Here is a 19,294-nt window from a genome sequence, read left to right as displayed (position 1 = left end):
GCGGCCGACGGCCTCCTCGTTGCCGTACGAGGCGGCGGTGTCGAGCAGTCGGTAGCCGGCGGCGAGGGCGTCGGTGACGGCCCGCTCGGTCTCCTCCGCCGAGATCTGGAAGACGCCGAAGCCGAGGATCGGCATGTCGATGCCGTTGTTGAGGGTGACGGTCTGCATGGGATTTTCCTTCTGTACGGGACTGGGTGGGGGAGGTGACCGGTCAGCGTTTGAGCGGGCGCGTGCCCGCTCCGGTGGCGGTGGCCGGAATCTGATGAGGGACTTGAGTGCGCAGCAGCACGGTGGCTACGACGCTCACCGCCACGGTTGCCGCGGCGATCAGCAGGCTGGTGTGCAGTCCGGAGACGAACCCGGTGCGGTCGGCGACCAGCGCGCCGAAGACGGCGACGGCCAGGGCGCCGCCGAGCTGGCGGGAGGCGTTCAGCACGCCACTGGCGACGCCGGCCCGCTCGGCGGGCACCTTCTCCAGCAGCAGCGCGGTCAGCGCGGTCACGGCCATCGCGCCGCCGGCGCCGACGGGCACCATCAGCACCACCGACAGCCATACCGGCGCGCTGACGGACACCGTCACCATCGCCAGCAGGCCCACGGCCATCAGGCACTGGCCGGTGATCACCGGCATCGGCGCACCGAACCGGGTGGCCAGGCGGGCGGCGACGGGGCTCATGAAGGAGGTGAGGACGGTCATGGGCAGGAAGGCCAGGCCGGTGGCGAGTGCGCTCATCCCGTGCACCTGCTGGAGATACAGGCCCAGCAGGAAGATCATCCCGTAGAAGCCGACGTTCAGGGCGAACCCGATGGCGACCGAGAGGGACATCGTGCGGGAGCGCAGCAGCGGCAGCGGCGTCATCGGATGCCGTCCACGGGCCTGCGCGGTCAGGTAGACGGCGGCCGCCACGACCGCCACCGCGAAGGCGACCAGGACCCGCACAGTGCCGAATCCGTCGGCGCCGGCCTCGATGACCGCGTACGTCAGCGCACCCATCGCGGCGACGGCGGCCACCTGGCCGGTCCAGTCGAACGGCACCTCCCGCCGCGGGGAGCGCCGGGCGCGCTGGAGGAGCGCCAGGGCCACCGCGCCGACGGGCAGGTTGACGAAGAAGATCATCCGCCAGTCGACGAGGGTGAGCAGTCCGCCGGCCACGGGCCCGGCGGCCGCGCCGACGGAGCCGCCCACGCCCCACAGGGCGATCGCCTTCGCTCGGGCCGCCGGGTCGGGGAAGGTCTCCCGCAGCAGGGCGAGGGAGGACGGTACGACGAGTGCCGCCCCGGCTCCCTGCACCAGCCGCGCCGCCACCAGAACGCCCAGATTCGGCGCGATCCCGCACACCGCGGACGCCACGACGAACAGGCCCAGGCCGACGGCGAAGGCCTGGCGGGCCCCGATGCGGTCACTGATCGCGCCGGCGGACAGCAGGAACGCGGCGAAGGTGAGGGTGTAGCCGTCGACCACCCACTGCAGGCCGGTCATGCCGCTGCCGAACCCGCTCCCGATCGAGGGCAGGGCCACGTTCACGATCATCGCGTCGACCATGATCGTGAAGAAGCCGAGCAGCACGGCGGCCAGCGCGAGGCGCGCGCCGGACGTGCTCTGCGGCGGCGGACCGGCCGCGCCGACTTGGAGCGATGTGGGCGAGGCGGACGTGGACAAGGGGTTCTCCTGCACTGGAAAGGTCGGGTGTCCTGACAGAAGTCGAGCCTCGCGCCTTTCCGGCCCTGGTGGCAGGCCGGGCCGTGCCAGGGAGCGATGTTCAGGGGTGTGACAGGGCCCCCCACACGCCTGCCACGCTGGTCAGCGTGGCGCGACACTGGCGTTATGGCATCCGAGCAGAGCACCAGCAGGAGCGCCGATATGGAACTGGGCCGGTTCCTGCACGCGCGCCGCACCCAGACCAGCCCCGCCCAGGTCGGCCTCACCGTGGGCACTGGCCTGCGCCGCACCCCCGGACTGCGCCGCGAGGAACTGGCCACGCTCGCCGGCATCAGCATCGACTACTACGTCCGCCTGGAGCGCGGCAAGGAAACCCGCCCCAGCCCCTCCGTACTCGACGCCCTCGCGCGCGCTCTGCAGCTCGACGACGCCGAGCACCAGCACCTGCGCGAACTCGCCGCCCGCGCCGCCCGGTACGCCCCCGAGCCCCCGCCGCCGCCCAGCCGCACCGTGCGCCCGCACCTGAAGCTCATCCTGGAGACGATGCGGCCGAGCCCCGCCTACGTCATCAGCCGCAGCATGGACCTGCTGGCCTGGAACCCCGGCGGCCTCGCCCTGTACGCAGGCCTGGCCGACTGGCCCGCCACCCAGCGCAACCTCGCCCGCTACCTCTTCCTCCACCCCACCGCGCGCACACTCTTCCCCGACTGGGACTACCAGGTCCGCGGCTGCGTCGCCCGGCTCCGCGCTGTTGCCGGCACCGACCCGGACGCCCCCGACCTCACCAGCCTGGTGGGTGAGCTCCTGCTCAAGAGCCCCGACTTCGCCAAGCTGTGGGAGCGCTACGACGTCACTGGGCGCAAGAAGACCGAGAAGACCTTCCATCACCCCCAGGTCGGCACCCTCACCCTCAGCGGCCAGAGCATGCACCTCGAAGGCACCCCCGGCCAACGCCTCGGCGTCTACACCGCCGAACCAGAGACCCCCGACCACGACGCCATGCTCCTGCTCGACATGACCGCACCGCAGCCCGCCGCGCATCCCGATACGAAGGCCGAACAGCAACGACGCACACAGCCCTGACGAACACCAACTGCCTGCCAGGTGCCCCCCGTCTCCGCAGGGAGCGCTGTGCGGGCTCAGGTGGAGGACGACGTGGGTTCGTCCTCGGAAGACGCCGGTTCAGGCGGCGTCAGCTGGGAGCCGAGCATGTCGAGGAGGAGGAGGGCGTCGTGGTCGGAGCTGCCTGGCTCGGCGTAGTACGTGATGAGCCGCTGGCCCGGCGTGCCCTCCAGCTCCATGGTCTGGTAGCCGAGGGTGAGGTCGCCGACCTCGGGGTGGTGGAAGGTCTTACGGCCGTGGGAGTGGCCCTTGATGTCGTAGCGCTCCCACAGACGGGCGAACTCCGGGCTCTTCAACAGGAGTTCACCGGCGAGCCGCGTGAGGTCGGGGGCGTCGGGGTCGGTGCCGGCGAGCGCGCGCAGGCGGGCGACGCAGCCGCGGACCTGGGCGGCCCAGTCGTGGAAGAGGTCGCGGGCGGCGGGGTGCAGGAAGACGTACCGGGCGATGTTGCGCTGCCTGACCGGCCACTCCTCGATGCCGGCCAGCAGCCTCAGCCCGCCGGGGTTGGCTGCGAGCAGGTCGTTGGTGCGGCTGACCACGTGCGCGGGGTTCGGCCGCAGGCTCTCCAGCAGCAGCTTCACGCCCGGCCTGATGGTCCGGCTGGGCGGCGTCGGAGGTTCCGGCGCGGTGCGGGCGGCCCTGGCGGCGAGCTCGCGCAGGTGCTCGTGTTCGTCCTCCTCCAGGCGCAGGGCACGGGCCAGGGCGTCGACGACAGACGAGCTGGGGCGGGTTTCCTTGCCGCGCTCCAGGCGGACGTAGTAGTCGATGCTGATGCCTGCGAGGGTGGCCAGTTCCTCACGGCGCAGACCGGGGGTGCGCCGCAGTCCCGGGCCGACCGTGAGACCGGCCTCGGCGGGGGTGATCCGGCTCCGGCGGGCGTGGAGGAAGCTGCCCAGCTCGGTGCCCCCGCTGGTGGGCTGCTCACGTGTCATGCCTTCGAGTGTGCGGGCGCAGGTGACCTGCCGGTAGGCGCGTGGGGGGCCCTGTCATGCCCCGGAACGCGGTTCCCCGGCACAGCGCGGTCTGGCACGTTACGCGTGCGCGGGGAACCGTTGCCGGTGTCGGGAACCCAACCCTGACGGTCTTGTACGCCGGGTGGCCGAGCGTCATGAGCGGAGTAAACCCCCGACGGATATCGCGCGATGGCCGACCGCGAGCCCTGAAGGTCCTCGTCCAACCCTGATCACCACTCGTCGCACCATCACAACTCCCCTAGGAACAGCTATGACCAGTAAGACCCCCTTCCTCAAGTTGAACAACGGCGTCGAGATGCCCGCGCTGGGCCTCGGCGTCTACCAGAGCCCCCCGGAGGAGACCGCCGCAGCGGTCGAGACCGCCCTGCGGGACGGCTACCGCCTGATCGACACCGCCGCCGCGTACCGCAACGAGGAGCAGGTCGGCGAGGGCATCAAGCGGTCCGGTGTGGACCGCGGCGAGGTCTTCGTGACGACCAAGCTGTGGCTGAGCGACTACGGCTACGACTCCGCGCTGCGCGCCTTCGACACCAGTCTGGCCAAGCTGGGCCTGGAGTACCTCGACCTGTACCTGCTGCACCAGCCGGCGCCGCTGGAGCCCGAACCCTGGTTCGCCGCCTACAAGGCCGTCGAGAAGCTGCTGGCCGACGGCCGGGTCCGGGCGATCGGCGTCTCCAACCACACGCCGGGGCTGTTGAGCACCCTCATGGAGCAGACCGACGTCGTCCCGGCGGTCAACCAGGTCGAGTTGCACCCCTACTTCGTTCAGCGCGAACTGCGCGAGGTCCACGAGAAGTTCGGGATCGCCACCCAGGCATGGTCGCCGATCGGCGGCATCACCCGCTACTGGGCCCACGCACCCAACGGCGGGCGCAGCGCCCTGGAGGAGCCGGTGGTCACCGAACTCGCCGAGAAGTACGGCAAGACGGCGGCCCAGATCGTCCTGTGCTGGCACCTCGAACACGGCGTGTGCGCGATCCCGAAGTCCGTCAAGGCGCACCGCATCGCGGAGAACTTCGATGTCTTCGACTTCACTCTCACGCCCGATGAGGTGGCCGCCATCGACGCCCTCGACACCGGGCTGCGCAGCGGTCCCGACCCCGAGGTCATCAAGCTGGACACGTTCGGCACCCGTTGACGGTCAGCTCCGCACCCTCCCGACCGGATGAAAGCACGCATCACCCTGTCCACTTGGCTGATCACAGGATGCTCGACCGGACTCGGCCGCACTCTCGCACACGCGGTGCTGGAACGGGGCTGGAACGCCGTCGTCACCGCACGGAATGTCTCATCGGTGAAGGATCTCCCGGCGCTTTACCCGCACACCGCCCTCGCGCTCCCGCTCGATATGTCCGACGGTTCGCAGGTCGCCGAGGCCGTCCGAGCGGCCGAGGACCGGTTCGGAGCTGTGGACGTGCTGGTCAACAATGCCGGGCACGGCTATCGCGCCGCCGTCGAGGAGGGCGCGGAGGAAGACGTCGCGGAGCTGTTCGCGACCAACTTCTTCGGCCCGGTCGGCCTGATCAAGGCGGTGCTGCCGGGCATGCGGGAACGCCGCAGCGGGGCGATCGTGAATGTCTCTTCCATCGCCGGCCGGCTGGCCATGCCCGGCTCCGGCTACTACTCGGCCACCAAGTTCGCCCTCGGAGGCCTGTCCGACGCGCTGCGCAAGGAGGTGGCGCCGCTCGGGATCAAGGTGGTCCTGGTCGAGCCCGGAGTCTTCCGGACGGACTTCGCGGGGCGCTCGCTCCAGCAGTCGAGCACCGCCATCGCGAACTACGACGGCACCGCCGGCCTCCGGCGCAAGGAGAACGACATCACCCACGGTCGCCAGCCCGGCGACCCCGCCAGGGCTGCCCGGGCCATCATCGATGCCGTGGACGCAGGCGAAGCCCCATTCCGCCTGCTGCTGGGCAGCGACGCCATCGAGACCGTCGGGAACGAGCTGCATGCTCAGATCGAGGAGCTCCAGGCATGGAAGGAGACGAGCGTCGGCACCGACTTCCCCGAGTGAGCTCAGGGCCGGCTTCCGAGGCCGCGACACCGACGCGCACCTGATGACTGGGAGAAGCTCCAGCGTGCGTCAGTCATCAGAGGCATGCGGTGCCCGTTCATGGGCACTCTGTGTGGCCGTCTCGAGGATGGCGCCGACCGCCTCGGGGCTCATGGCCGACAGGCTGTCGAAGAGGCCGCTCGAACGCAGTGCGATGACCCCGACCAGGCAGGAGATCAGGACCTCGGCCCGCCCGACCGGATCCTCAATGCCCTTGATCTTGCGGGTGCGGCCGTCGAGCGCGACGACACTGGGGCGGCCGGCCGGTGCGGTTGAGTGGTTCAGTCTCTCGTTCTCTCTCGTTGCGACGCGGATCCACCGGGCCTCAAGGGGAGGAGGTCAGGTGATGTCCACCGCCTCAAGGAGCAGCCTCGTCACTGCTTCGGGTGCCGTGACCATGGCGTCGTGACTTGCGTGGAGGACGCGGTACTGGAATTCGGGATCGTCCGCATGCCGCTTTCGCACCCTGTCCAGGGCGTGCGCTTCCAGGGACGACGGCACGCATTCGATGAACATGCCGGGATGGCTCCAGGCGCGGTCGGTGTTTCCCACCGGGTCCTGGTACGTCTTCAACGGCTGTGCCGTGGTGTGGCTGTTGACCCATGCGACGTCCTCCGGATCGGTGACGCCGTACCAGGACGCGTCGGAGGGCGGGATGTACCAGCCCTCCCCGCCGCTCTGCGCCATCGCGACGTGTTTGGCGGCGCGGGCGGGGCCGACCATGTCGCAATGCGACTCGCCGGTCCGGGGGAGGTGCGCGTCGAAGAAGACGATTCTGCGCACCCGGTCGGCGATCCGTTCCATCGCGCCGGACGCGACCATGCCGCCGTAGCTGTGGGCCACCAGGACGGCGTCCTGGACGTCCTCGAACTCGAATGTCGCGACGAGGTCCTGAACGTGGGTGTCCAGGCCGATGTCCGGGCTGAGCAGGTGGGCTCGCTCGCCGAGGCCTGTCAGCGTGGGCGTGTACACCACGTGACCTTCCTGCCGTAGCGCAGCGGCGACGTGCTTCCAGCACCAGCCGCCGTGGCGGCCGCCGTGCAGGAGTACGAAGGGTGGACGTGCCGGGGTCGGTGCTGCCGACATGGCAGGTCACCTCCTGATCTGTCAGTGGGACGAAAGGTAGGAACCGCCGCGGACGACGGGGCGGAGCGCATCGGTGAGGTCGTAGCGCAGAGGAGCACCGGTCGGGATGTCCATCTCGGCGATGGCGTCGTCGGAGACGCCGTCGATGAGTTTGACGAGAGCACGCAGGGTGTTTCCATGCGCCACGACGAGGGCGGTTCTCTTCGCACGCAGGTCGGGGACGATGGCCGATTCCCAGTACGGCACCAGGCGGGCGAGGACGTCTTTGAGGGACTCGGCCGGCGGAACCCGGACGCCGAGCCCGCGATAACGGGCGTCGGTGTCCGGGCCGAGGGGTTCACCCTGCATGACGGGGGGCGGTTGGACTTCGTACGACCTCCGCCACCTGAGGAGTTGTTCCTCGCCGAACTCGTCGCGGACCTGTTTCCTGTTTCTGCCTTGCAGGGCCCCGTAGTGGCGCTCGTTGAGGCGCCAACTACGGTGTACGTCGATCCAGTGCCGGTCGGCGGCATCGAGTGCGAGGTCGGCCGTGGTGATGGCGCGGCGCAGGAGCGATGTGTGTACGACGTCCGGCAGGAGCCCGGCTCGTGTCATGAGCTCTCCGCTCCTGCGGGCCTGTTCCCGCCCCCGTTCGGACAGTGGGACGTCGACCCAGCCGGCGAAGAGATCCTGGGCGTTCCAGACGCTCTCCCCGTGCCGCAGGAGCACAAGTCGCCGTGACGCACGCATGATGAAGAGCCTTCCGTGCAGTCACGCCGCCCGTGTCATCGGTTCGGGTGATGCCTCACGACGAAGCCCGCGCCATCGACACCCGGATCGCGGACGTGAGTGACTCCTGGCGCCTTGCACCGCCCTGTCGCCGTCCGCATCGTGGTCGGGTCAGGCGGTGGTTTCTGTCGCCGTTCGCTCTAGATCGAGTTCCCGTGTCTCGCCGACGGTGAGCACGCAGATCAGGCTGGTGAGGCAGACGCCGGCCAGGATGCAGCCGAAGGTGAAGCTGCCGTAGGAATCGATGACGGAGGCCGCGATCAGGGGTGGCACACCGCCGCCGAGCATGCCGGCCAGGCTGTAGCTGAGTCCTGCCGCGGTGTAGCGGTAACGGGTGTGGAAGAGTTCGGAGAGGAACGCGCCCTGCGGTCCGGTGGCGACCCCGGAGATGAACATCGTCACGGGGAGCCCGATCGCGAAGACCGTGCGGGAGCCGATGTCGAGGATGGGGAACAGGGCCAGTGCCCATACGACGGCTACGGAGGCCGCGCCCACGATGACCCAGCGCCGTCCGATGCGGTCGGAGAGGACCGCGCCGAGCACCACTCCGGCGGAGATCGACAGGCCGCCGACCATCGCCATGGCCAGGACGAAGGTGCGTGGCAGTTCGAGCACCGCTGTGCCGTAGCTGACCAGGTAGGTTCCGCCGATGTACGTCAGAGCGAAGCTGACCATCACCGTGCCTGCGGCGAGCAGCACCTGGAGCCGCTGGTACTTGAATGCCTCGACGAACGGCATCCGGGAAGTGCCCGACTGCGCCGCCTGCTTCTTGAACACCGGGGTTTCGTCCATCCGGAGCCGGATCCACAGGCCGAAGAGGACGAGCAGGAGGCTGGAGAGGAAGGGGATACGCCAGCCCCAACTGACAAATGTGGTGCTGCTCATGAACACCGTGGTCAGGAAGAATGTGGCGTTGGCGAGCGTGATGGCGGCGCCCCCGCCGAAGTTGGCGAACATGGACCAGAAGCCGCGTTTGCCTTTGGGGGCGTGCTCGGAGGAGAAGAGGACGGCGCCGGCGAACTCACCGCCTGCGGCCAGCCCCTGGAGGATGCGCAGCACGACGATCAGGATGGGGGCGGCCACGCCGATCTGGTTGGCGGTGGGCATGCAGCCGACGAGGATGGTGGCCACGCCCATGAGCAGCATGGTGGCGCTCAGGGACTTCTTGCGTCCCAGGCGGTCACCGAAGTGCCCGAACAGGATGCTGCCGAACGGCCGGGCCACGAAGGCGACGCCGTATGCCGCGAATGAGGCGACGGTACCCGCTGCCGGACCCAGCGCCGGAAAGAATATCTCGGGGAAGACCAGGGCGGCTGCCGTACCGTAGATGCCGAAGTCATAGAACTCGATCACGGTGCCGATGAAGCTGGCGGAGGCGACTCGTTTCATCTTCGGCTGAGTCGCTGCTTCGCTCGGCGAAGGTGATCCGACGGGCGGGATCGTCTGTTCCTGTGAGTGCGTCATTGCATCTCCCTGTTGTCGACGCGGCTTCGTCGCGGCGTCGGTAGGGCCGACAGCCGGGGGGAAACCGGTCCGTCGACAGGGTGCGGCGTTGCGCCGCGCATGCTCTGAGTGAGCGTCAGTCGAGGAGCCCGCGGGTGCGCAGGACTTCTTCTGCGACACGGAAGGCCTCGCCAGCGGCGGGCAGTCCGCAGTAGACGGCCGTCTGGAGGAGGATCTCCTTGAGTTCGTCGACCGTGCAGCCGTTGGTGAGGGCGCCCTCGATGTGGTGGCTGAGCTGTGCCGGGCGGTTCAGGGCGGTGAGCATGGCGATGTTGACGATGCTGCGCGTTTTGCGGTCGATGCCGTCCCGGGCCCAGATGCGGCCGAAGCAGACTTCTTCCGAGTACTGCTGGATGGCCTCGTTGAAGGCGTTGCGGTTCTTGTCCTTCTTCTCCAGGTAGTCGGGGCCCATGAGTTCGCTCAGGATGCGTCGACCACTCTCACTGGCGTCCAAGGTTGATCTCCTTGTGTGCGGACGGGAATGGGATGGGGGATGCCTCTGATTGCCTGGTCCGTCAGCCGCGCTCGAGGGTTTCCTGGACCTGCTCGGCGGTGAGCTCGACGGTGACGCCGGCTCGCTCGTTCTGCAGGTGCATGGGGGACTGCGAGTCGCGCTGACCCCAGCCGCGGTGACGACAACCCCCTGTGGACCGACGAGGAATACGCCGCCAAGGGCCCGTTCGGCGAGATCGTCGCCCCGCCGAGCTTCATCTTCGCCTGCCTGGGGTCGGTGCAGGTCGGATGGCGCGGTCTCGGTGGGTTCCACGCCGAGACCGACGTGACGTTCCACCGTCCGATCCACGTCGGCGACAAGATCACGGCCCGTGTGTACTTCGACGGCTTCGACGGCCCGGACGCGAGCAAGTTCGCCGGACGGCGCATCAAGGACTACCTGCGCCAGGAGTACTGGAACCAGAACGACGAGCTGGTGGCGCGCTTCATCTGCTCGCGGGTCCGGTTCGAACGCACGGAGGCCCAGGCGCGCCGTAAATCCCGCGAGATCGAGCTGCCCCATCCCTGGACCGGCGAGCAGTTGGAGCAGATCGAGGACGACATCCTCGCCGAGACGCCGCGGGGCGCCGAGCCGCGGTACTGGGAGGACGTGGCGGTCGGCGACGAAATGGACGTCATCACGAAGGGGCCGATCGGCCTGACGGACGAGATCGCCTACATCGCCGCCGGCGCCGCTCCCATCCCGCGGCTGTCCGCGCACGGCGTCGCCTTGCGCCGGTACCGCAAGCACCCGCGTTGGGCGTTCCGCGACCCGAACACCAACGCCCTCGAACCGGTCTACTCGGTCCACTACAACGACTACGCCGCCAAGCTGCAGGGCGCCCAACTCGCCTACGACGTCGGCATCCAGCGCACCTGCTGGCAAATCCACTCCCTTGCCCACTGGGCTGGGGACACGGGCACGTTGAAGGCGATCCACGGCCAGTACCGCGCCCACGTCTACCTCTCGGACGTTGTCCGGCTCGGCGGGCGGGTCGTGGCCAAGGAGGTCGACCAGGACGGTGACTCCGTCGTCCGTCTGGAGACCTGGGCCTGGAATCAGCGAGAGCAGAACGTCATGCCTGGTACGGCCGTCGTCGTCCTCCCGCGCCGGAGGAACGCATGAACAGCCCGACAGCCGCCTGGGGCGACGAGATCGGCATCGAGGAGGTACGGGGGATCCGGTTCCGCACCTACACCGACCGTCCCCGTACCGTCGGCAGCCTGCTGGCCTTCGCGGACCGCTGGGGAGAACGGCCGCACATCGCCCAGGGCGAGAGAGTGGTGACGTTCGAGGACCTGCGCAACACGGTGGCCGCGAAGGCGGCGGAACTCGCCGGGGCGGGTCTCGGCCGCGGGGACAGAGTGCTGCTCCTCGGCTGGAACAGCCCGGAGTGGATTATCAATTTCTGGGCGTGCGTGACGACCGGCGCGGTGCCCGTGCTCGCCAACGCATGGTGGGGCAAGGCCGAACTGGCCGACAGCGTCGCACTGTTGGACCTGAAGCTCGTCCTGGCGGATGCGCGGGGAACCGGCAGTCTCCCGGCCGGCGTCCCGACCGGCCGGTGGCAGTGCGACATCCCGGCGAACCCTCAGCGGACGCACACCGACCTCGAGGAGGACGAGGACGCCCCGGCCGTGATTGTCTTCACCTCCGGAACCTCCGGCCGCCCCAAGGGAGTTGTCCTCTCGCACCGGTCCCTCCTGGCCGGTCTGCACATGCTCCTGCACATCACGCGCCGGCTCCCTCAGCAGATCGACGAGTCGACGGGCGACGCGGGACTGCACACCGGCCCGATGTTCCACATCGGCGGGGTCCAGACGCTCATCCGCGCCATCACGGTCGGCGACACCCTGGTCATGCCGGCCGGCAGATTCGACCCGAAGGAGGCGCTGCGGCTGGTGGAGGAATGGGGGATCGCCCGCTGGAGTGCCGTACCGACCATGGTGTCGCGTGTGCTGGAGCACCCGGACGTCCATCGCCGCGACCTGACCTCCTTGCGCTCGGTCACGGTCGGCGGGGCACCCGTGCACTCTGAGTTCCTCGCCCAACTGAGGGCCGGACTCCCGGGTGTCGAACCGCGGGTCGTCACGGGCTACGGCCTGACCGAGAACGGCGGCCAGGCCACCGCGGCCTCCGGCCGGGACACCGCCGAGCGCCCGGGATCCAGCGGCCGTCCGCTGCCGTGCGTCGAGGTGAGGATCCTTGAGGGGAGCGACCACGAGGACGGCGAGATCCTGGTCCGCAGCCCCACCCAGATGACCGCGTACTTCGGTATGGACGAGACGCCCATCGACGGCGAGGGATGGCTGCACACCGGCGACCTCGGGCGCGTCGACGATGCCGGCTACCTGTGGATCACCGGCCGGGCCAAGGACATGATCATCCGGGGAGGGGAGAACATCGCCCCTGCCGCGGTCGAGGAGGCACTCGCGGGCATTCCCGGCGTGGTCGAGTCCGCGGTGTTCGGTGTCCCGCACCCGGACCTGGGGGAGGAGGTGATGGCCGCGGTGGTCGTCGAGGACGGCCTCACCGCCGAACGACTCCGGGAGGAGCTGCGCCCGCGGCTGGCATCCTTCGCCGTCCCCAGCCGGTGGCGTCTCCAGGACGAGCCGCTGCCGACCAACCACGCGGGAAAGATCGACAAGAAGGCCCTGGCGGCACAGGAGAGTGAGCGGGCATGACCGAGGTGTTCCACAAGCTGGTCGCCGACCGTGTCGCGCTGCTGGAGTTGCGCAGGCCACCGCACAATTTCGTCGACGAGGCGTCGCTGACCGACCTGGCCGACGAGTTGTTGGCCTACGACGATGACGACGACGTCTCGTGTGTCGTGATCGCCGCTCAGGGCAGGCACTTCTGTGCCGGGGTCGACCTCCGCGGCATAGGGGCAGCCGGCATCCGCCGTTTCTACCGCCAGGCTCTCCGGATCTTCTCCGGGCGCAAGCCCGTGGTGGCCGCCGTGCACGGCGCCGCAGTGGGCGGCGGGCTCGGACTGGCCATGGCCGCGGACTTCCGCGTCGCAGCCCCCGACGCCCGCCTGACCGCCAACTTCGCCCGGCTCGGCTTCCACCACGGCTTCGGCCTGAGCGTGACCCTCCCGAGGGCCATCGGACAGCAGCGCGCGCTGGAACTGCTGTACACAGGGCGATCCGTCACCGGCACCGAGGCCCTCGATCTGGGCCTGTGCGACCGGACCGCGGACGATCCGCGCGGCGCGGCGATCACCTTCGCTTCGGAGATAGCGGCCTCCGCGCCGCTGTCGCTGCCCGCGATCCGGTCCACGATGCGCCGCTCCATGGTCGCGGAGGTCTCGGCGTCGCTCGATATCGAGGCGAACGCCCAGGCCGCACTTCTGGGAACGGCGGACTTCGCCGAGGGGATCGCGGCCTCCGTCGAGAAACGGCAACCCCGCTTCACGAGTTCGTAATTATGAATTCCTGATCGGGTTCCGATACATTGGGCGCTGTGACGGACACGTCTTCAGATTCCGACGACAGCGGCCCGAAGAACCACCGGACCGTTGACCGGGTGACCCAGATCCTCGAAGAGGTCGTCTACCACCCGGGCATCGGCTTCGCCGAGATCGCCCGGGCGCTGGGCGCCCCGAAGAGTTCGGTGCACGGCTTCATCCGGGGTCTGCAGGCCAAGGGGTGGCTGTACGAGGACAACCGCCGCTTCTATCTCGGCCCCGCCGTGTACGGCCTCACCCTGGCCAGCGGACATATCCGCGCCGGGCAGGTGACACAGACGGACCTCGACGCGCTGCACAAGGCGACGGGCCTGACCGTCTTTCTCGGAGTCGAGGCCGGCGACCACCTGATCTACATCGGGGAGTCGGGTACGGACGCCCTGACCGGATTCGCGGCACGCAGCAACATCCGCCGCACGCTCCTGTCGACGGCGGGCGGCAAGGCGCTGCTGGTGGCGCGCCCGGACGCTGACCGGGAGGCCTACCTGCGCCGGCAGCAGTCGGGGAGCCCCGAACTCGTCTCCGATTTCCTCGCCGAGTTCGCCGACATCAACAAGAGCCGCGTCGCGACGAACCTTCGCCATCACGGGGCACAGCTCGCACTCGCCGCTGTCGTGCGCAACCAGGCCGGCGACAGTGTCGCGGCGGCCATCCTCATCGGCCAGGCCGCCGAGATGAGGCCCCGTGAGGCCAAGCTGCGCAAGGTACTCCTCAAGCACGTGGACTCCTGGTCGCGCCAGACCGTTTCAGCGAGGGAACCGATCTGACCGCCGATCGACCGTGAGGTTCAGGAACTCGTGGACCTCTCGGGTGAAGACGTCGTTGTCGTCACCCGCGATCATGTGACCCGCGGGGACCTCGACCAGGCGCGCAGCGCGGATGAGACCGAGCAGCTCGGCGGCGGCTTCGGCGGTGACCATGTCGGAATGACGGCCGCGAACGAGCAGCGTGGGCGCGGTGATCCGGCGGGCGGCCCGGATCATCCTCTGCGCAGAGGTGTTCGCCGGATCGGCCGTGAAGCTCAGGAACTCCGGGTCCCAGTGCCAGTACCAACGTCCGTCCTCGCGTAGCCGGACGTCCTTCTTCAGCCCGTCCAGGCTCGACGTCAGTCGGCGGCGCGGGTTGTAGGAGCGGACTGCCTCCGCGATCTCCTCCAGCGAGGAGAACCCGTCCGGGGCGCCCCGCATGAAGGCGCGAACCCGGGCCTGTCCGGCCGGGTCCAGCCGGGGAGCGATGTCCACGAGAACGAGACCCGCGAGAGTGCCGGGATACTCGCCCGCGGTGACCAGGGCGGTCCGGCCCCCCATCGACGCACCGATCACCACGGGCGGTTCGTGGAGCGCTTCCACCGCCTGCAGGAGATCCCCGACCATGTCGTCCAGGGTGTACACGCCTGTCGGGGACCATCCACTGTCACCGTGGCCCCGGGCATCCAACGTGATGGCTCTCCACCCCTGCGCGGCCAGACGGCGTGCCGTACGCGCCCAGGAGTGCCGCGTCTGGCCGCCCCCGTGCAGCAGCAACACCGTGCCCTGCGGATCGTCGGGTTCCCAGCGGTCGGCGGCAAGGTCGATGCCGTGGACACCTTCGAATATGACCTGTTCGCGCGGGGCGCAGCCTGTCTCCGTCACGGGCTCTCCCTTGGGCCGTTGACACTGTCGGCGGCCAAGCGTAGCTTGCATTGAGTCGAAATAGCGACATCGAGTTCGCATATACGAAATTGCTCGACGGGTGTCAGGGACGGCACCCGACGTCACGAACTGCCGGACGAGAGCTGCCTTCTTGGCGTCCGGCACAGCCCGAAGCCCGATGACGGACGGCTCGTCATCCATCGCGTGCAGCCCGCGGTTCCTGTGCCCGGCCTGACCGGGCCGCTCTGACGCAGGTCGAAAAGACAGGAGTGTGTCCGGTGATCGAACGCGACCAGATCTTCATCAATGGCAAGTGGGTGGCTTCCTCGGTCGATGGCGTCATTTCGGTGACCAGTCCGGTCACGGAGGAGACCGTGGCGACGATCCCGGCCGGCTCGGTCGAGGACGTGGACCTGGCTGTACGGGCCGCGGCGGACGCCTTCCCCGCGTGGTCGCAGACATCGGTCGATGAGCGGGTCGAAATGCTCCACAAGCTTGCCCGGTTGACCGAGGCGCGCAGTGAGGAGATCACGCGGGCCGTCGTCAGTGAGATCGGTCAGCCCGCGAAGATCGCGCAGGAGTCGCAGGGAACCGCGGCGGTCGAGGACCTCCGGAGCATCGCGGAGAGCCTGCCCGGCATCGTGTGGGAGGAGCAGGTCGGTCACACCGTCGTGGCCCGTGAGGCGGCGGGTGTGGTCGGTGCGATCACCCCGTGGAACGGGCCGATGCGCATGGTCTGCATGAAGGCCGGGGCGGCGATCGCCGCCGGGTGCACGGTCGTGCTCAAGGGCACGGAGGTGGCGCCGCTCAGTTCGTTCATCTTCGCCGAGATCGTCGCCGAGGCCGGCCTGCCTGACGGGGTCTTCAACCTCGTCTCCGGCACCGGTCCGGACATAGGCGAGGCCCTGGTGACCCACCCGCTGGTCGACATGGTCTCCCTCACCGGCTCCGTACGCGCCGGCCGCCGGGTCATGGAACTGGCCTCCCAGTCCGTCAAGAAGGTCGCCCTGGAACTCGGCGGCAAGTCGGCCAACGTCATCCTCGATGACGCCGACCTCGAGCAGGCCGTGAACGTGGGCATCGAGGACGCGTTCCGCAACTCCGGCCAGGTCTGCGGCGGCCTGTCCCGCATGCTCGTTCCGCGCTCCCGCCTCGCCGAGGCGGAGGAACTGGCCGTGCGCAAGGCCGAGAGCTACGTACTCGGCGACCCGTACGACCCGGCGACCACCCTCGGCCCCGTCGCCAACGCCACCCAGCAGCAGCGTGTGCGCGACTACATCCGCTCCGGTCTCGCGGAGGGCGTGCGCCTGCTCACCGGCGGACCGGAGGCGCCCGAGGGCCTGGAGCGCGGCTACTTCGTGCGGCCGACGGTCTTCTCCGGCGACAACACCTCGCGGATCGCGCGGGAGGAGATCTTCGGCCCCGTCGTCGTGATCATCCCCTTCGACAACGAAGAGGAGGCCTTCGACATCGCCAACGACACGCAGTACGGACTCGCCGGCGCGATCTGGGCCGGCGACCCGGACCGGGCGAGGGTCCTTGCGCGCAAGCTGCGCGTCGGCCGCATCCGCATCAACGGATCGCCGGTCAACCAGCGCGCCCCGCACGGCGGTTTCAAACTGTCGGGCATCGGGCGGGAATTCGGGCGGTACGGCATCGAGGAGTTCCTCGAGTACAAGTCCATCGGCTGACGAGGACCAGGAGAGCCATGATCACCGTCAACGCACGCTCCACGGCCGGCCCCGGCGAGCCGTTCAAAGCCACCGCGATCGACCGGCGCGACGTCGGTCCGACGGACATCCTCATCGACATCGCCTACTGCGGTGTCTGCCACACCGACGTCAGCCGAGCCCGCAGCGAGTTCGGGACGACCACCTACCCGCTGGTTCCCGGACACGAGATCGCCGGCGTGGTGTCGGCCGCGGGGACCGAGGTGACCAGGTTCTCGGTCGGAGACCGGGTGGGAGTCGGCTGCATGGTCGACTCCTGCCGGGAGTGCGACTACTGCCGGGCCGGCCTGGAGCCGTACTGCCGCTCCGGACACGTGAGGACCTACAACGACACCGGCCGCGACGGACAACCCACTCTGGGCGGCTACAGCGAGAAGATCGTCGTCGACGAGGCCTACGCGGTCCGCATCCCCGACTCCCTCCCGCTGCACACCGCCGCACCGCTGCTCTGCGCCGGGATCACGACGTACTCGCCGTTGCGTCACTGGAAGGCAGGCCCGGACAAGCGCGTCGCGATCGTCGGCTTCGGCGGCCTCGGACACGTAGGAGTGCCCATTGCGGCGGCACTGGGCGCACCCCCCACCGTTCTGGACCTGACTCCGGACAAGCGCGACGACGCCCTGCGGCGCGGTGCCCGCGACTACCGCGTCACCACCGACCCCGCGACGTTCACCGATCTTGCGGGGGCCTTCGACCTGATCGTCTCGACCGCGCCGGCCAACCTCGACTACGAGGCCTTTCTCGAACTGCTCACGCTCGACGGCACGTTCGTCAACCTCGGAGTGCCGAAGAAGCCGATCAGCGTCGACGTCTTCTCCCTGCTGTACAACCGGCGATCGCTGGCGGGCACGCTGGTCGGCGGCATCCAGGAGACACAGGAGATGCTCGACTTCTGCGCCGAGCACGAGATCGCCGCCGAAGTCGAGGTCATCCGAGCCGACGAGATCGACGCTGCCTTCGACCGGCTCGCGGCCGGTGATGTCCGGTACCGGTTCGTGATCGACATCAGCACGATGGCGCTCGGCTGACCACGGTCGAGCTCAGACGGGTGTGGGATCAAGGCTGTCACCATCCGTCCGGCGACTAGGGCCTGTCCGGCGGATCAAGTCGCAGGAAATCGGCGGCGCCCTATAAACGCTGGTGAGCGGGGTCTGGTGCGTCGAGCTGCAAGGCGGAGGAGGGCGTCGACGCGGAGCGTCGGCAACCGACGACAACGCCGCAGATGGGCGTGCCAGACCCCGCGTCTGCGGCATGATCCGCCGGACAGGCCCTAAGGCATTGGTCGTGTGCGCCCACCCATGCGTTCGCCTTGCGCGCGTCGGCACACGGCAGCACCTCGCGGATGGCTCGGCTGGACAGTCCGGCGGCGTAGAACTGCTGGATGAGCCTGACCCAGATCAGCCGTGGTGAGATCGATGCGAGCGCTGACTCCGGCGCGGGCGGCGTGCTGGCGCAGGAGCGCCGCCGAGCCGTCGTTGTCCTCGACCCAGCTCTGGTCGGCAAGCGTCTGAATGTGCACCGGGCCGCGCCCGGCCTGCGGATGACCGACGGGCAGGACGACGACCATGTCGTCCAGCCCGAGGAACCGTCGTTCGACCCGCGGGTCAGAGTCTGCGGATCCATGGCAGCGGTGAGACGTCGGCCGAGGTACGGGGCAGGACCGGAGGAGCTGTCCGTATTGCCGCCGGCCGGTGCGCCAGGACGCCGGAGTGCGCCTCCCGTGGTTGCGTGAAGTCGGTGCGGCCGGCTGGCGTGACCGGCCAGTCCGGGACGCGTCAGCGGCGTCGCTGGTCGGCGCGCAGTTCGAAGTCGCCGTAGCTGTTGTCGACCGGGTTGACCGTAACGCCGGGCGCGACGATCTCGTCGATGGCGTCGAGCACGTCGGACGACAGCGTGACGTCGGCGGCGGGCAGGAACGCCTCCAACTGGTCCATGGTCCGCGGTCCGACGATCGCCGCGGTGACGCCGGGGTGGTTGATGACGAAGGCGACGGCCAGCTCGATCAGTGTGAGACCCGCCTTCTCCGCCAGGAGCGCGAGCTGTTCGACGGCGTCGAGCTTCCGCTGGTTGGCGGGGGTGCTCATGTCGAAGCGGGCCTGGGGGCGTGCCGCGGAGGCGGGGCCCTCGGTGGCGTTCTTGCGGTAGCGGCCCGACAGCCAGCCGCCGGAGAGCGGGCTGTAGGTGAGGGTGCCCATGCCGTGGCGGCGCACGGTGGGCAGCACGTCCTCCTCGATGCCGCGGACCAGGATCGAGTACGGCGGCTGCTCGGTCACGAACCGCTCCAGGTGGCGCTCCCGCGAGGCCCACTGGGCCTCGACGATCTGGGAGCCGGAGTAGGACGAGGAGCCGATGTAGCGGATCTTGCCCTGGTGTACGAGGTCGGAGAGGGCGCCGAGGGTCTCGGCGACGTCCGTGTCGGGGCTGGGGCGGTGGACCTGGTAGAGGTCGATGTGATCGGTGTCGAGCCGGCGCAGGGAGTTCTCGACCTCGCGAATGATCCAGCGGCGTGAGCCGCCCCGCTGGTTGGGGTCGTCCTGGTCCATCGGCATGAAGAACTTGGTCGCCAGGAACACGTCCTCGCGGCGGCCCTTGAGGGCCTTGCCGACGATCTCCTCCGAGACGCCGGCGGAGTACACGTCCGCGGTGTCGACGAAGTTGATGCCCGCGTCCAGGGCACGGTGGATGATCCGGATCGAGTCGGCCTCGTCCTCGTTGCCCCAGGGGCCGAACATCATCGCGCCCAGGCAGAGCGGGCTGACCTGGACGCCGGTGCGGCCGAGCGGTCGGTAGTGCATGAAGTGGTTC

General features: G+C 69.2%; 17 protein-coding genes and 2 pseudogenes. 9 read left to right on the top strand and 10 right to left on the bottom strand.

Annotated features, from left to right (window positions below; genetic code table 11):
* Together AB0D57_RS18200 and AB0D57_RS18195 are read right to left on the bottom strand one after the other, a co-directional pair.
* A partial coding sequence (locus AB0D57_RS18200) for an aldo/keto reductase (RefSeq protein ID WP_362073166.1) occupies window positions 1-168 on the bottom strand: 168 nt, incomplete at its 3' end.
* A 43-nt stretch (window positions 169-211) separates the two neighbouring features.
* Complete coding sequence (locus AB0D57_RS18195; protein ID WP_362073157.1) at window positions 212-1,660, bottom strand: MFS transporter; 1,449 nt, start codon at window positions 1,658-1,660, stop codon at window positions 212-214.
* A 165-nt stretch (window positions 1,661-1,825) separates the two neighbouring features.
* Here AB0D57_RS18195 and AB0D57_RS18190 point away from each other — a divergent pair, with 165 nt between their 5' ends.
* The gene (locus AB0D57_RS18190) at window positions 1,826-2,743 is read left to right on the top strand and encodes a helix-turn-helix transcriptional regulator (RefSeq protein WP_362073154.1); all 918 of its coding nucleotides are present in this window, start codon (window positions 1,826-1,828) and stop codon (window positions 2,741-2,743) included.
* A 56-nt stretch (window positions 2,744-2,799) separates the two neighbouring features.
* Here AB0D57_RS18190 and AB0D57_RS18185 read toward each other — a convergent pair whose 3' ends face one another.
* Complete coding sequence (locus tag AB0D57_RS18185; RefSeq protein ID WP_362073151.1) at window positions 2,800-3,714, bottom strand: helix-turn-helix transcriptional regulator; 915 nt, start codon at window positions 3,712-3,714, stop codon at window positions 2,800-2,802.
* A 292-nt stretch (window positions 3,715-4,006) separates the two neighbouring features.
* Between AB0D57_RS18185 and AB0D57_RS18180 the strand changes: the two genes are divergently transcribed.
* Together AB0D57_RS18180 and AB0D57_RS18175 are read left to right on the top strand one after the other, a co-directional pair.
* Complete coding sequence (locus AB0D57_RS18180) at window positions 4,007-4,894, top strand: aldo/keto reductase (protein ID WP_362073148.1); 888 nt, start codon at window positions 4,007-4,009, stop codon at window positions 4,892-4,894.
* A gap of 27 nt (window positions 4,895-4,921) precedes the next feature.
* Window positions 4,922-5,770 (top strand): oxidoreductase, encoded by an 849-nt coding sequence (locus AB0D57_RS18175; RefSeq protein WP_362073145.1) that lies wholly within the window; start codon window positions 4,922-4,924, stop codon window positions 5,768-5,770.
* A 378-nt stretch (window positions 5,771-6,148) separates the two neighbouring features.
* Here AB0D57_RS18175 and AB0D57_RS18170 read toward each other — a convergent pair whose 3' ends face one another.
* The 4 genes from AB0D57_RS18170 to AB0D57_RS18155 form a co-directional block, all read right to left on the bottom strand.
* Window positions 6,149-6,895: an alpha/beta fold hydrolase gene (locus AB0D57_RS18170; protein WP_362073142.1), complete on the bottom strand. Its 747-nt coding sequence runs from the start codon at window positions 6,893-6,895 to the stop codon at window positions 6,149-6,151.
* A gap of 21 nt (window positions 6,896-6,916) precedes the next feature.
* The gene (locus tag AB0D57_RS18165) at window positions 6,917-7,624 is read right to left on the bottom strand and encodes a 2,3-bisphosphoglycerate-dependent phosphoglycerate mutase (protein WP_362073139.1); all 708 of its coding nucleotides are present in this window, start codon (window positions 7,622-7,624) and stop codon (window positions 6,917-6,919) included.
* 150 nt (window positions 7,625-7,774) lie between these two features.
* Window positions 7,775-9,052, bottom strand: a complete 1,278-nt coding sequence (locus AB0D57_RS18160; protein WP_362073136.1) for an MFS transporter — start codon at window positions 9,050-9,052, stop codon at window positions 7,775-7,777.
* 190 nt (window positions 9,053-9,242) lie between these two features.
* Window positions 9,243-9,620: a carboxymuconolactone decarboxylase family protein gene (locus AB0D57_RS18155; RefSeq protein ID WP_362073133.1), complete on the bottom strand. Its 378-nt coding sequence runs from the start codon at window positions 9,618-9,620 to the stop codon at window positions 9,243-9,245.
* A gap of 186 nt (window positions 9,621-9,806) precedes the next feature.
* Between AB0D57_RS18155 and AB0D57_RS18150 the strand changes: the two are divergent.
* The 4 genes and pseudogenes from AB0D57_RS18150 to AB0D57_RS18135 all read left to right on the top strand — a co-directional run.
* Window positions 9,807-10,784, top strand: a pseudogene (locus AB0D57_RS18150) (MaoC family dehydratase N-terminal domain-containing protein); the annotation flags it as partial.
* Window positions 10,781-12,343 carry a class I adenylate-forming enzyme family protein gene (locus AB0D57_RS18145; RefSeq protein ID WP_362073130.1) on the top strand — a complete coding sequence of 521 codons (1,563 nt, stop codon included), beginning with the start codon at window positions 10,781-10,783 and terminating at the stop codon, window positions 12,341-12,343. The pseudogene AB0D57_RS18150 and the gene AB0D57_RS18145, both read left to right, overlap by 4 nt.
* A complete protein-coding gene (locus tag AB0D57_RS18140) occupies window positions 12,340-13,086 on the top strand; it encodes an enoyl-CoA hydratase/isomerase family protein (RefSeq protein ID WP_362073126.1) in 747 nt (248 codons plus the stop codon). Before AB0D57_RS18145 ends, AB0D57_RS18140 begins: the two co-directional genes overlap by 4 nt.
* Window positions 13,087-13,124: 38 nt before the next feature.
* Complete coding sequence (locus AB0D57_RS18135; RefSeq protein ID WP_362073123.1) at window positions 13,125-13,895, top strand: helix-turn-helix domain-containing protein; 771 nt, start codon at window positions 13,125-13,127, stop codon at window positions 13,893-13,895.
* On the opposite strand, the gene AB0D57_RS18130 is transcribed toward AB0D57_RS18135, so the two are convergent.
* Window positions 13,875-14,759 (bottom strand): alpha/beta hydrolase, encoded by an 885-nt coding sequence (locus tag AB0D57_RS18130; RefSeq protein ID WP_362073120.1) that lies wholly within the window; start codon window positions 14,757-14,759, stop codon window positions 13,875-13,877. The genes AB0D57_RS18135 and AB0D57_RS18130 overlap by 21 nt on opposite strands.
* Window positions 14,760-15,037: 278 nt before the next feature.
* Here AB0D57_RS18130 and AB0D57_RS18125 point away from each other — a divergent pair, with 278 nt between their 5' ends.
* Window positions 15,038-16,450, top strand: a complete 1,413-nt coding sequence (locus tag AB0D57_RS18125) for an aldehyde dehydrogenase family protein (RefSeq protein WP_362073117.1) — start codon at window positions 15,038-15,040, stop codon at window positions 16,448-16,450.
* 17 nt (window positions 16,451-16,467) lie between these two features.
* Complete coding sequence (locus AB0D57_RS18120) at window positions 16,468-17,517, top strand: NAD(P)-dependent alcohol dehydrogenase (RefSeq protein WP_362073114.1); 1,050 nt, start codon at window positions 16,468-16,470, stop codon at window positions 17,515-17,517.
* Window positions 17,518-17,882: 365 nt separating this feature from the next.
* Here the strand turns inward: AB0D57_RS18120 and AB0D57_RS18115 are convergent.
* Together AB0D57_RS18115 and AB0D57_RS18110 are read right to left on the bottom strand one after the other, a co-directional pair.
* A pseudogene (locus tag AB0D57_RS18115) lies at window positions 17,883-18,095 on the bottom strand (LysR substrate-binding domain-containing protein); the annotation flags it as partial.
* A 169-nt stretch (window positions 18,096-18,264) separates the two neighbouring features.
* Window positions 18,265-19,284, bottom strand: a complete 1,020-nt coding sequence (locus tag AB0D57_RS18110) for an aldo/keto reductase (RefSeq protein WP_362073111.1) — start codon at window positions 19,282-19,284, stop codon at window positions 18,265-18,267.
* Window positions 19,285-19,294: the final 10 nt, after the last annotated feature.

The organism is Streptomyces sp. NPDC048275 (assembly GCF_040652275.1).
Taxonomy (GTDB): Bacteria; Actinomycetota; Actinomycetes; order Streptomycetales; family Streptomycetaceae; genus Streptomyces.
The sequence above is the reverse complement of the archived record's forward strand: the minus strand, read 5'-3'. Positions and strand labels throughout refer to the sequence as shown.

Bases quoted from the DNA above. Each gene is read 5' to 3' on its own strand.
- AB0D57_RS18120 (WP_362073114.1), top strand. From the start codon at position 16,468: ATGATCACCGTCAACGCACGCTCCACGGCCGGCCCCGGCGAGCCGTTC.
- AB0D57_RS18160 (WP_362073136.1), bottom strand. From the start codon at position 9,052: ATGAAACGAGTCGCCTCCGCCAGCTTCATCGGCACCGTGATCGAGTTC.
- AB0D57_RS18110 (WP_362073111.1), bottom strand. From the start codon at position 19,284: ATGCACTACCGACCGCTCGGCCGCACCGGCGTCCAGGTCAGCCCGCTC.
- AB0D57_RS18145 (WP_362073130.1), top strand. From the start codon at position 10,781: ATGAACAGCCCGACAGCCGCCTGGGGCGACGAGATCGGCATCGAGGAG.
- AB0D57_RS18190 (WP_362073154.1), top strand. From the start codon at position 1,826: ATGGCATCCGAGCAGAGCACCAGCAGGAGCGCCGATATGGAACTGGGC.
- AB0D57_RS18180 (WP_362073148.1), top strand. From the start codon at position 4,007: ATGACCAGTAAGACCCCCTTCCTCAAGTTGAACAACGGCGTCGAGATG.
- AB0D57_RS18165 (WP_362073139.1), bottom strand. From the start codon at position 7,624: ATGCGTGCGTCACGGCGACTTGTGCTCCTGCGGCACGGGGAGAGCGTC.
- AB0D57_RS18170 (WP_362073142.1), bottom strand. From the start codon at position 6,895: ATGTCGGCAGCACCGACCCCGGCACGTCCACCCTTCGTACTCCTGCAC.
- AB0D57_RS18140 (WP_362073126.1), top strand. From the start codon at position 12,340: ATGACCGAGGTGTTCCACAAGCTGGTCGCCGACCGTGTCGCGCTGCTG.
- AB0D57_RS18175 (WP_362073145.1), top strand. From the start codon at position 4,922: ATGAAAGCACGCATCACCCTGTCCACTTGGCTGATCACAGGATGCTCG.
- AB0D57_RS18185 (WP_362073151.1), bottom strand. From the start codon at position 3,714: ATGACACGTGAGCAGCCCACCAGCGGGGGCACCGAGCTGGGCAGCTTC.